Here is a 12,182-nt window from a genome sequence, read left to right on the forward strand (position 1 = left end):
GGGATATTTTATGGGCTTAGCGCCGCGATCAGTGCGGTTTCAGCAGTGCTTCCGCATGACTGACGATGTTTTCCACCGTAAAGCCAAACTCGGCGAACAGTTTCTCTGCCGGGGCAGACTCACCAAAACCGGTCATACCGACGATCGCGCCATTCAGTCCGACATATTTGTACCAGTAGTCCGCAATACCGGCCTCGACCGCCACGCGCGCCGTGACGGTGGATGGCAGCACCGATTCGCGGTAGGCAACGTCCTGTTTATCAAACAGATCGGTGGATGGCATTGACACTACGCGTACCTTGTGGCCGCCGGCCGTCAGTTTCTCTGCCGCACCAAGCGTGATTTCCACTTCGGAACCGGTAGCAATCAGGATCACTTCCGGCTTGCCGTCACAGTCTTTCAACACATAGGCACCGCGCGAGATATTCTCAAGCTGTTCCTTGCTGCGTGCCGGCTGTGCCAGATTTTGACGCGACAGGATCAGCGCGGTCGGTCCGTGATGGCGCTCGATGGCATGTTTCCAGGCCACGGCGGTTTCCACCTGGTCACAGGGACGCCAGACGCTCATATTTGGCGTGACGCGCAGGCTGGCAATCTGTTCTACTGGCTGATGCGTCGGTCCATCTTCACCCAGTCCGATAGAGTCGTGGGTATAAACCATAATCTGGCGCGCTTTCATCAACGCTGCCATACGCGCTGCATTACGTGCGTACTCCACGAACATCAGGAAAGTCGCGGTATAGGGGATAAAGCCGCCATGATGGGCGATGCCGTTGGCAATCGCCGTCATGCCGAATTCGCGCACGCCGTAGTGGATGTAGTTGCCGCCGGTATCCTCTTTGATCGACTTCGAACCGGACCACAGCGTCAGGTTGCTTGGCGCCAGGTCGGCAGAGCCACCCAGGAACTCTTTGATCAGCGGACCGTAAGCTTCCAGTGCATTTTGCGAGGCTTTACGGCTGGCAATTTTCTGCGGGTTAGCCTGTAAACCCTCGATATATTTTTGCGTTTCTGCCTGCCAGTTATCCGGCATGCCGCCTGCCATACGGCGGGTGTATTCCGCAGCCAGCTCGGGATACGCGGCTTTATAGGCCGCAAATTTTGCGTCCCAGGCTTTCTCGGCTTTCGCACCGGCTTCTTTGGCATCCCAGCGGGCGTAGATCTCTTTCGGGATGTCAAACGGCGGATAGTTCCAGCCCAGCTGTTTACGCGTCAGCGCCACTTCTTCTTCACCCAGCGCGGCACCGTGCGACTCTTCCTTGCCGGCTTTGTTCGGAGAACCGAAGCCGATAACGGTCTTACAGATAATCAGCGATGGCTTATCGGTGACGCTCTGCGCTTCTTTAATCGCAGCGGCGACCGCCTCCGGGTTGTGGCCATCAATCTCGTGGATCACATGCCAGTGATAGGCCTCAAAGCGTTTGGCGGTGTCGTCGGTAAACCAGCCTTCGGTTTCGCCATCAATGGAGATACCGTTATGATCGTAAAAGCCGATCAGTTTACCAAGGCCCAGCGTGCCCGCCAGAGAACTGACCTCGTGGGAGATGCCCTCCATCAGACAGCCATCGCCCATAAACACGTAGGTGAAGTGGTCAACAATTTGATGATCGGCACGGTTAAACTGCGCTGCCAGCGTACGCTCGGCAATAGCCAGCCCAACGGCGTTTGCCAGCCCCTGTCCCAGTGGTCCGGTGGTGGTTTCAACGCCAGGCGTATAACCAATTTCAGGGTGACCCGGCGTTTTTGAATGCAGCTGACGGAAGTTTTTCAACTCCTCAATCGGCAGATCGTAGCCGGAAAGATGCAGCAGGCTGTAAAGCAGCATCGACGCATGGCCGTTGGAAAGAATAAAACGGTCCCGGTCGGCCCAAGCCGGATTATTCGGGTTGTGATGAAGAAAGTCACGCCACAGGACTTCAGCAATGTCAGCCATCCCCATGGGCGCGCCCGGGTGGCCCGATTTGGCTTTTTGCACCGCATCCATACTCAGTGCGCGAATGGCGTTAGCCAGCTCTTTACGTGAAGACATAGTTTCTCCCGAAATTCACAGGGCGGAGCGGCGCTCCGCCCTGTCAGATGATGTATTGACAATAAGGCGTATTACAGTCGGGCGGCCAGCACGTCTTCCATCGACTGCTGGTCAACGGCGAACTGACGGATACCTTCTGCCAGCTTATCTACCGCCATCGGATCCTGGTTGTGCTGCCAGCGGAACTGGGCTTCGGTCAGCGGCGTTGGCTGGTTGAATGCCTCAGTAGAGGGGATGAGCTTACGCTCGACCGGTGCCGTGCTGGCCTGCAGTTCTTCCAGCAGGTTCGGTGAAAGGGTCAGGCGATCGCAGCCCGCCAGCGCCAGAATCTGCTCAACTTTACGGAAGCTGGCTCCCATAATCACGGTGTTATAGCGGTGCTGTTTGTAATATTCGTAGATGCTGCGCACTGACTTCACGCCAGGATCTTCATCGGCAACATACGGGTCAAGCGGTTTACGGCTGTTGTACCAGTCGTAGATACGGCCAACGAACGGTGAAATCAGGAACACACCGGCTTCGGCGCAGGCGCGGGCCTGAGCAAATGAGAACAGCAGCGTCAGGTTACAGTGAATGCCGTTTTTCTCCAGCTCTTCAGCGGCTCGGATCCCCTCCCAGGTGGAGGCCAGTTTGATCAGGATACGCGACCTGTCGATACCGTGCTCTTCATACATCCGTATCAGTTTTTCGGCTTTGGTGACGCACATGCCGCGATCGTAAGAGAGGCGGGCATCTACTTCCGTTGAAACCCGGCCAGGGATGCTTTTCAGGATCTCCATGCCAAGATTAATATTCACTTTATCACTGGCATTAATAATCTGAGTCTCTTTGCTGCCACCCTGCTTTTTCGCGTAGTCGATGGCATCGGTGATCAGGTGTTTGTACGAGTCAAGGGCGGAGGCTTTCAGGATCAGAGACGGGTTGGTCGTGGCATCTTCGGGATGATAATGACGGATGGATTCGATATCGCCACTGTCAGCCACCACGGTGGTGAATTGTTTCAGTGCGTCTAACTGGTTCATGTAAGCTCCTTGGTAAGCAATCTGAGGTGCAAGGGTAAGCGTGACGCTGTCGATGCGGTCGTTACGGGTCAGAGAAAACAACAAGGCTGCGCGTCACGGCTGAATATTTTCAGGCGAAACATTGCATCAGACGGGTAACAATAGAAATGCGTTTTCTCTGATTGTTGCGATGGGTTCACCCAATGGTCCGGCAGCAGAGCCAAAAATACCGCAACCAAAAGTGTAGCAGTTACGGGAAAAAACGTGACGCTACTAACTTGCAGGCGGCACACAAGGCTTCATTTTGCGGCGCGGGTTGAATCCGGGCGGTGGCCGACGGCTCAGCGCCTTACAGCCACTCTTTAACAACGATAAAGTCGCGGTACAGCGCCGCTTCCGGGCTGCCCTCAGGCGGCTGGTAGTCATATTCCCAGCGCACCAGCGGCGGCATTGACATCAGAATCGACTCAGTGCGGCCGCCGGTTTGCAGGCCAAACAGCGTGCCGCGATCCCATACCAGATTAAATTCAACGTAGCGGCCACGGCGGTAGAGCTGAAAATCGCGCTCGCGCTGGCCCCACGGCAGCCCTTTACGGCGCTCGACAATCGGCAGATAAGCATCGCTAAAGCCACGGCCGACCGCCTGCATAAAGCGAAAACTTTGCTCGAAGCCATCCGCATTCAGATCGTCAAAGAACAGCCCGCCAATACCGCGCTGCTCGTTGCGATGCTTGAGGTGGAAATAGTCATCGCACCATTTTTTATAGCGTGGCCAGACCTCCGGGCCGAAAGGCTGGCAGAGGTTAAAGGCGGTCTGGTGCCAGTGAACGGCATCCTCTTCGAAACCATAAAATGGTGTCAGGTCGAAACCGCCGCCAAACCACCATACCGGCTCGGCACCGGGTTTTTCCGCAATAAAGAAACGCACGTTGGCGTGGCTGGTGGGAATATAAGGATTCTCAGGATGAATAACCAACGAGACGCCCAGCGCTTCAAAGCTGCGCCCGGCCAGCTCAGGGCGGTGGGCGGTAGCGGAGGCCGGCATCGCGTCGCCGTGCACATGAGAGAAGTTAACGCCTGCCTGCTCGAATACCCGCCCGTGGCGCAGCACGCGGCTGCGTCCGCCGCCGCCGCCAGGGCGCTGCCAGCTGTCCTCGGCAAAGCGGGCGGCGCCGTCTGCCTGCTCCAGCTTATGGCAAATTTCATCCTGAAGGTTAAGTAAGAACTGTTTGACCTGGGCGATATCCGGTGTGTTCATAAAAGGATCCTGTGTAAAAAGACGTATGAATTATATGTCATTTACCTCAACCTGTGCGTCTGGCGGTTTCGTTCTGGCTAAAAAAGCTGACAATCCCGTCGGCGATGGCTCCGGCAATTTTCTGACGAAATGCGGTGGTGCCCAGGAGTTTTTCTTCGGCGGGATTGGTGATAAACGAGGTCTCTACCAGTACGGACGGGATGGACGGCGATTTTAACACCGCGAAGGCAGCCTGCTCGGTATGCTGGCTGTGCAGATGGTGAACCGGGCGGATCTGACTCAGCAAATGGTGCCCGAGGATCAGGCTATTGTTGATGGTATCCGTTTGCACCAGGTCGAACAGCACCTGCTGTAAATAGGGGTCTTTTGTCGCAGCCGTCACACCGCCCACTTTGTCAGCGGCATTTTCTCTTTGCGACAGATAGCGGGCCATGCTGCTGCTGGCTCCGCGATTTGACAGGGCAAAGACGGAAGCACCGTTGGCGCTCGGGCTGGTATAGCCATCGGCGTGCACCGACATAAAGAGGTCTGCGCCATGCTGATGGGCGATCTCGACGCGTTGACCCAGCGGAATAAAGTGGTCACTTTCGCGCGTCAGGCGCACCTCAATATGCGGATGAGCGCTCAAATGCTGGCGGATGTGATTGGCAATCTCCAGTACCACATGTTTCTCTTCCGATCCTTCATGCCCCACTGCACCGGAGTCAATTCCACCGTGGCCCGGGTCGATCATCACGATTTTTTTGCCGTTGGCCCGACCTGCTGGCATTGAAGCAGACGGTATGGGCTGGTGCGGGGCTAATTCTGCTGCGCGTGCGCCAGAGGGTCTGTTTGCCAGCAGCGCGATCCCCATTGCGGAGAGCAGTAGCCGGCGTCGGCTGGTCAGCAGCGTCATTGGAACATTTTTTTTCATTGCACCATCCATTAGCCAAAAGTGCTTATTGTTATATCGTAACCTTGTTAAGGCGGCGAGAAGTGAACTATTTCAGCCTTTTACCAATTATTTCGGCAGACTTACCCGCCTTATAAGCGCTTTTTTTCCTTAAGGTGCACCAACGGACTTGCACCGACGGAAGAATGCGTGATAATCAACAAATTAAGCTAAGCACAGGCCAAATCTGATGGAAATTCGCGCATTCCGGCAAGATGATTTTGAAGAAGTGATTACCCTTTGGGAGCGTTGCGATCTGTTACGTCCGTGGAACGATCCGGAGATGGATATCGAACGTAAGCTCAACCACGATGCGGATCTGTTCCTGGTGGCCGTGGCCGGCGGCGAAATTGTCGGTACGCTGATGGGCGGCTACGACGGTCATCGCGGTTCGGCCTACTACCTGGGCGTGCATCCCGATTACCAGGGGCGCGGTTTCGCCAACGCGCTGATTAATCGCCTGGAGAAAAAGCTTATCGCCCGGGGCTGCCCGAAAATAAATGTAATGGTGCGTGAAGAAAACGACGCGGTGACGGGCTTCTATGAAAAGCTCGATTATGAGACTCAGGACAGCCTGTTATTAGGCAAGCGCCTGATTGAAGACCGCGAATACTGATTTCTCTTCACCCTTAACGTGGCGGCACACCTTATTAATCAGTGCCGCCACGTTAATGATGCAGAGAATTACGGTATTCATTCTATGAAACTGATCGGTGTGAAATATCTCCCGGATGATTATGACAGTAAAGGCCAGCTGCGCTTACCGCTGTCTTTTTGGGCGATCCTGCTGCTGCAGGCGCGTACCTGGCTGCTGTTTGTGATGGCAGGTGCTTCAGGGCAGCAAGGTTCGCCGCTGCTGGAACTGTTCTACCCCGATAACGCGGGTTTCTGGCTGGGGTTGTGCCTGGGCGTGCCTGCCGCGCTTGGATTGCTGTTAACCGGCTATCGTCAACGTTTGCCGCGCCTGTGGCAGGCATGGCGTTGGGTATTGCTGTTGACCCTGCTATTGGCGCTGTTGCTACAGTTTTCCCAACTCTGGCACAACCGCGTTTCCGATCTGCTGTTGCTGACATCCCTGGCCGACGGTACGGCGCTGCTGGCGCTGTTGTATTCCCGGCGTTTGCGCGACTGCTTCGACCCCGCTGAAAATCATTGAGTAAAACTTTTGTGCGGATTAGTACTCTAACGCGTTAATAAATAAATCCTGTACATTCTATCTGGAGTTGTCATGAAAGCTATTCGACCGGCGTTGCTGGCAGCCTGTATGCTGCTAACGGGCTGCGCCAGTTCACCTTCCCAGCCCGAAAGCACCTCGTCTTCAACAGGGTGGAACCCCGTTTCATGGTCGTGGTCCAGCCTGTCACCGTTGAACTGGTTTTCTTCACCGTTACAGGTCAGTGAACGGGGGGTGGGCGGCATAAATGGCAATACCCCGCTGCAACAGCAAGCGCTGAGTGACGGCCTCAATGGCAACTACCAGTTACGCCAGGGGATGCGCACTGCGGACGGTAACATCGTTCACTTCTGGCAGGCGGTGAACAGCGACAAGCAGGTCAGGCTGGAGTTAACCGGGCAGAGCACCGTCAGCCGCGTTGATATCTCCGACCGTGCGATTGCCACCGTCAGCGGGGTGAAAATTGGCACGCCGTTCAGCGACCTGTTTAAAAAAGCCTTCGATAACTGCCAGAAAGGGAGTGGGGCAGATAGCGCCAGCGTTGAATGCAAAGCGCCGGGGAGTCAGCACATCAGCTATGTGTTTAGCGGCGACTGGCACGGTCCGGACGAGTTGATCCCTGCAGACCAAACCCTGAAAAACTGGACGCTGAGCAAAATTATCTGGCGGCGTTAATTTAACCGCTAACCGCCGGATATCAGCATCTCCTCTGGCAAGCCAGTCAGGCTGTGGCGTCACGTTGCAGGTTGGGTGACTGGGGAGAAAATTCCACGGCATGTTAAATCTTCACTATTCAGGCCGGGTTGTTTCCCATCTGCGGCATAACCAATGCCACAAGCTTATAGCGTTTTATCATGGCAAAGCACCAAACGGTATATAAAACCGCTACGTCTTTACGGCAGGTTATCAATAAACTTAACAACTCACTTTCCCGCTTAACCGGCTCATCTTCAGGGTACATAATGGCGCTACCGACGATAAAAAAAGTAATCACGGCCTGTGCATTTTCGTTGGTGCTGAGTCCGGGGGCGCAGGCCACCGAGCTGCTTAACAGCTCTTATGATGTCTCGCGCGAGCTGTTCGCCGCCCTGAATGCGCCGTTTGAAAAGCAGTGGGCGCAGCAGCATGCAGGCGATACGCTGACCATTAAACAGTCCCATGCGGGTTCCTCTAAACAGGCGCTGGCGATGTTGCAGGGGCTTAAAGCGGACGTCGTCACCTATAACCAGGTCACCGACGTGCAGATCCTGCATGACAGGGGCAGGCTGATCGCAGCCGACTGGCAGCAGCGTCTGCCGAACGGCAGTTCGCCGTTTTATTCAACCATGGCTTTCCTGGTGCGCAAAGGGAACCCGAAGCATATCCACGACTGGAACGATTTGGTGCGCGATGATGTGAAATTAATTTTTCCTAACCCGAAAACCTCCGGCAACGGGCGCTATACCTGGCTGGCCGCCTGGGGCGCGGCCGAAAGAGCCGACGGCCACGATAAAGCAAAGACTGAAAAGTTTATGGCGCAGCTGCTGAAAAACGTGGAGGTGTTCGATACCGGTGGCCGTGGAGCAACGACCACCTTTGTTGAGCGTGGCCTGGGTGACGTGCTGATAAGCTTTGAATCCGAGGTAAATACTATTCGCGACAGGTACGCGCAGGATGGCTATCAGGTGGTTGTGCCGCCCACCAATATTCTGGCGCAGTTCCCGGTGGCGTGGGTCGACAAAAATATCAGTCACAACCACACCGAAGAGGCGGCTAAAGCCTATCTGAACTATCTCTACACGCCATCTGCCCAGCAAATCATCACCCGCTTTTACTATCGGGTGAACAACCCGCAGCTGATGGCGCAACAAAAAAATCGTTTTCCGCACACCGAGTTGTTCGACGTGGAGCAGGCTTTTGGCGGCTGGGATCGGGTGATGAAAACGCATTTCGCCAGCGGTGGCGAACTGGATAAGCTTTTAGCGGCGAGGCGTGATTGATGTTGGCAACACGAAGTAAACGCGTACTGCCCGGGTTTGGTATCAGTCTGGGCAGCAGCCTGTTTTTCACCTGTCTGATCCTGCTGCTGCCGATCAGCGCACTGCTGATGCAGCTTGCGCAGATGTCGCTGGCACAGTACTGGGAAGTGATCACCAACCCGCAGGTGATGGCCGCTTACCAGGTGACGCTGGTTGCCGCCGGGGTAGCCTCTGTTTTCAACGCGCTGTTTGGCATGCTGATGGCGTGGATCCTGACGCGCTACCGCTTTCCGGGGCGTGCACTGCTCGACGGTCTGATGGATCTGCCCTTTGCACTGCCTACGGCGGTAGCCGGCCTGACGCTGGCCGGGCTGTTTTCCGTGAACGGCTGGTACGGTCAGTGGCTGGCGCAGTTTGATATCAAGGTCTCTTACACCTGGCTTGGCATCGCCGTGGCGATGGCGTTTACCAGTATTCCGTTTGTGGTGCGTACCGTACAGCCGGTACTGGAAGAGCTGGGGCCGGAATATGAAGAAGCCGCTGAAACGCTCGGTGCAACGCCGTGGCAGAGCTTCCGGCGCGTGGTTCTGCCCGAAATAGGCCCGGCGCTGCTGGCGGGGACGGCGCTGTCGTTTACCCGTAGCCTGGGCGAGTTTGGCGCGGTCATTTTTATCGCCGGTAATATTGCGTGGAAAACCGAAGTGACTTCGCTAATGATTTTTGTCCGTTTGCAGGAGTTTGACTATCCGGCAGCCAGCGCGATTGCTTCCGTGATCCTTGCCGCTTCGCTGCTGCTGCTGTTTGCCATTAACACCTTGCAGAGCCGCTTTGGCCGTCGTATTGGAGGTCACTGATGGCGGAAATCAGCGATTTTAAAGACGTGCGCCGTGCACGCATCCCGTGGGGTAAATGGATGCTGATAGGACTCGGCGCATTGATTTCTCTGCTGCTGCTGGTCATACCGCTGGTGGCGATATTTGCCACGGCGTTTTCTGAGGGGCTGATAGCGGCGCTCGGTAATCTGCGCGATGCCGATATGCTGCACGCCATCTGGCTGACGTTACTGATTGCCCTGATTGCGGTGCCGGTTAACCTGGTATTTGGTACGCTGCTGGCCTGGCTGGTAACGCGTTTTACTTTCCCCGGCCGCCAGCTGCTGCTGACATTGTTCGATATCCCGTTTGCCGTTTCGCCGGTGGTGGCAGGCCTGATGTACCTGCTTTTTTGGGGAGTGAATGGCCCGGCCGGCGGGTGGCTTGATGCGCACAGTATCCAGCTGATGTTCTCGTGGCAGGGCATGGCGCTGGTGACGATTTTTGTTACCTGTCCGTTTGTGGTGCGCGAGCTGGTGCCGGTCATGCTGAGCCAGGGAAGCCACGAAGATGAAGCTGCGGTGCTGCTGGGGGCTTCCGGCTGGAAGATGTTCTGGCGCGTGACCTTACCGAATATTCGCTGGGCGCTGCTATATGGGGTTGTGCTGACTAACGCCCGCGCCATCGGCGAGTTCGGTGCGGTTTCGGTGGTGTCAGGGTCTATTCGCGGCGAAACCTATACGCTGCCATTACAGGTTGAATTACTGCATCAGGATTACAACAGCGTGGGCGCATTTACCGCTGCTGCCTTGTTAACTCTGATAGCGATAGTGACGCTGTTTCTGAAAAGCGCGCTGCAGTGGCGATTAGAGAGCCAGCAGCAGCGTTTGCAACGGGAGGGGAACCATGAGCATTGAGATCGGCAACATCAATAAATTCTTCGGCCGGACAAAAGTCCTCAACGATATCTCTCTGGAAATTCCTTCCGGGCATATGGTTGCGCTGCTGGGGCCTTCCGGCTCGGGAAAAACTACGCTGCTGCGCATTATCGCCGGGCTGGAGAACCAAAACAGCGGTCGCCTGAGCTTTCACGGTAAAGACGTCAGCCGGGTACATGCCCGTGACCGCCAGGTGGGCTTTGTGTTCCAGCATTATGCGCTGTTCCGTCATATGACGGTATTCGACAATATCGCCTTTGGGCTGAACGTATTGCCGCGCCGCGAACGTCCGTCGTCTGCTGAAATTAAGCAGAAGGTAACGCGTCTGCTGGAGATGGTGCAGCTGGGTCATCTGGCAGGGCGCTTCCCGGCACAGCTTTCCGGTGGGCAGAAACAGCGCGTCGCGCTGGCGCGTGCGCTGGCGGTGGAGCCGCAAATTTTGCTGCTGGATGAGCCTTTTGGCGCGCTGGACGCCCAGGTACGTAAAGAGCTGCGCCGCTGGCTGCGTCAGCTGCATGAAGAGTTGAAATTCACCAGCGTGTTTGTTACCCACGATCAGGAAGAGGCGATGGAAGTCGCGGATCGCGTGGTGGTGATGAGCCAGGGCAATATCGAGCAGGTCGGTACGCCGGGTGAAGTGTGGCGCGACCCGGCAAGCCGCTTCGTGCTGGAATTCCTCGGCGAAGTGAACCGCTTTGACGGCGAAGTGCACGGTTCTCAGTTTCACGTTGGCGCACATCACTGGCCGCTGGCTTACACCCCGGCGCATCAGGGAAAAGTGGAGCTGTTTCTGCGACCGTGGGAAATTGACGTCAGCCGTCAGGGCAGCCTCGAAACCCCGTTGCCTGTGAGGGTTTTGGAGATCAGCCCGCGCGGGCACTACTGGCAGCTGGTTCTGCAGCCTGCCGAATGGAGCGCCGATCCGTTGACCGTGGTGATGGACGGTGACCAGGTGGCTCCGCAACGCGGCGAGCGTTTATTCGTTGGCCTGCAAAATGCACGCCTGTATCGCGGCGATGCCGCATTACGACCGGTTGCCTTTGCTGAAAGCGCCTGATATTTTCCTTCTCTGACGCTCATTTCTTCAAGGGGCTGGTTGATACCAGCCTCTGCTATTTCATGCCGGGAAGGCTGACGTGACCACACTCGAAAACACCATCGGTAACACGCCGTTAGTCCGGCTGCAGCGCCTGATCCCGGATAACGGCAGTGAAATCTGGCTAAAACTGGAGGGCAACAACCCTGCCGGCTCGGTGAAGGATCGGGCAGCGTTATCGATGATCCAGCAGGCGGAGCTGCGGGGGGAAATCCACCCCGGTGATGTGCTGATCGAGGCAACCAGTGGCAATACGGGTATTGCCCTGGCGATGATTGCCGCCATGAAAGGCTATGTGCTTAAGCTATTGATGCCGGAGAGCATGAGCGTTGAGCGCCAGGCGGCGATGCGCGCCTACGGCGCTGAGCTGATCCTCGTCAGCCGCGAGCTGGGCATGGAAGGGGCGCGGGATCTGGCGCTGGAAATGGCCGCTCGCGGTGAAGGTAAGGTGCTGGACCAGTTTAATAACCCCGATAACCCGCTGGGCCATTTCCTCACCACCGGGCCGGAAATCTGGCAGCAGACGGCGGGACGCCTGACGCATTTTGTGTCGAGCATGGGCACCACGGGTACGATTACCGGCGTCGGGCGCTTCCTTAAGCAGCAGAATCAGGCCGTGGAAATTGTGGGGCTACAGCCGTCCGAGGGTAGCAGCATTCCAGGTATTCGCCGCTGGCCTGCTGCCTATGTACCGGGTATTTTTCGTCCTGAACTGGTGAATCAGATGCTGGATATGTCGCAACAAGAAGCGGAAGAGACCATGCGTCTGCTGGCAAGGCATGAAGGGATATTTTGTGGCGTCAGCTCCGGTGGTGCCGTTGCCGGGGCGCTGCGTATTGCCCGTGCTTATCCCGGCAGCGTGATTGTCGCTATTATCTGCGATCGTGGTGACCGCTACTTATCTACCGGCGTTTATTGATCATTTATCCACAAACCGGCATGGAAGGGCTTTTTTCTGGCCCAATGTATATTTCCCACTATGCGC

Annotated in this window: 12 protein-coding genes; 8 read left to right on the forward strand and 4 right to left on the reverse strand. The window is 56.2% G+C overall.

Going from position 1 to position 12,182, the window contains the following annotated elements:
- Positions 1-28 precede the first annotated feature (28 nt).
- The 4 genes from tkt to amiA form a co-directional block, all read right to left on the reverse strand.
- On the reverse strand, positions 29-2,029 hold the full coding sequence (gene tkt, locus EPYR_RS05760; RefSeq protein ID WP_012667469.1) for a transketolase: 2,001 nt from the start codon (positions 2,027-2,029) through the stop codon (positions 29-31).
- 71 nt (positions 2,030-2,100) lie between these two features.
- Positions 2,101-3,051 (reverse strand): transaldolase, encoded by a 951-nt coding sequence (tal, locus tag EPYR_RS05765; RefSeq protein WP_012667470.1) that lies wholly within the window; start codon positions 3,049-3,051, stop codon positions 2,101-2,103.
- Between the two features lie 328 nt (positions 3,052-3,379).
- Entirely contained in the window at positions 3,380-4,288 is a 909-nt protein-coding gene (hemF, locus tag EPYR_RS05770) for an oxygen-dependent coproporphyrinogen oxidase (RefSeq protein WP_012667471.1), read from the reverse strand.
- A gap of 46 nt (positions 4,289-4,334) precedes the next feature.
- The gene (amiA, locus tag EPYR_RS05775) at positions 4,335-5,213 is read right to left on the reverse strand and encodes an N-acetylmuramoyl-L-alanine amidase AmiA (RefSeq protein ID WP_014538709.1); all 879 of its coding nucleotides are present in this window, start codon (positions 5,211-5,213) and stop codon (positions 4,335-4,337) included.
- 196 nt (positions 5,214-5,409) lie between these two features.
- On the opposite strand from amiA, the gene EPYR_RS05780 reads away from it, so the two are divergent.
- The 8 genes from EPYR_RS05780 (at position 5,410) to cysM (ending at position 12,116) form a co-directional block, all read left to right on the forward strand.
- Positions 5,410-5,835, forward strand: a complete 426-nt coding sequence (locus EPYR_RS05780) for a GNAT family acetyltransferase (protein ID WP_012667473.1) — start codon at positions 5,410-5,412, stop codon at positions 5,833-5,835.
- A gap of 84 nt (positions 5,836-5,919) precedes the next feature.
- A complete protein-coding gene (locus tag EPYR_RS05785; RefSeq protein WP_012667474.1) occupies positions 5,920-6,375 on the forward strand; it encodes a DUF2919 domain-containing protein in 456 nt (151 codons plus the stop codon).
- Between the two features lie 72 nt (positions 6,376-6,447).
- Positions 6,448-7,068 carry an RpoE-regulated lipoprotein gene (locus EPYR_RS05790; protein ID WP_012667475.1) on the forward strand — a complete coding sequence of 207 codons (621 nt, stop codon included), beginning with the start codon at positions 6,448-6,450 and terminating at the stop codon, positions 7,066-7,068.
- Between the two features lie 287 nt (positions 7,069-7,355).
- Positions 7,356-8,372 (forward strand): sulfate ABC transporter substrate-binding protein, encoded by a 1,017-nt coding sequence (locus EPYR_RS05795; protein ID WP_012667476.1) that lies wholly within the window; start codon positions 7,356-7,358, stop codon positions 8,370-8,372.
- On the forward strand, positions 8,372-9,205 hold the full coding sequence (gene cysT, locus EPYR_RS05800) for a sulfate/thiosulfate ABC transporter permease CysT (protein WP_012667477.1): 834 nt from the start codon (positions 8,372-8,374) through the stop codon (positions 9,203-9,205). Before EPYR_RS05795 ends, cysT begins: the two co-directional genes overlap by 1 nt.
- Positions 9,205-10,080: a sulfate/thiosulfate ABC transporter permease CysW gene (gene cysW, locus EPYR_RS05805; RefSeq protein WP_012667478.1), complete on the forward strand. Its 876-nt coding sequence runs from the start codon at positions 9,205-9,207 to the stop codon at positions 10,078-10,080. Before cysT ends, cysW begins: the two co-directional genes overlap by 1 nt.
- On the forward strand, positions 10,070-11,158 hold the full coding sequence (gene cysA, locus EPYR_RS05810) for a sulfate/thiosulfate ABC transporter ATP-binding protein CysA (protein ID WP_012667479.1): 1,089 nt from the start codon (positions 10,070-10,072) through the stop codon (positions 11,156-11,158). The genes cysW and cysA overlap by 11 nt, the downstream gene beginning before the upstream one ends.
- Positions 11,159-11,237: 79 nt before the next feature.
- Complete coding sequence (gene cysM / locus EPYR_RS05815; protein WP_012667480.1) at positions 11,238-12,116, forward strand: cysteine synthase CysM; 879 nt, start codon at positions 11,238-11,240, stop codon at positions 12,114-12,116.
- Positions 12,117-12,182 lie beyond the last annotated feature (66 nt).

It is taken from the genome of Erwinia pyrifoliae DSM 12163, assembly GCF_000026985.1.
Taxonomy (GTDB): domain Bacteria; phylum Pseudomonadota; class Gammaproteobacteria; order Enterobacterales; family Enterobacteriaceae; genus Erwinia; species Erwinia pyrifoliae.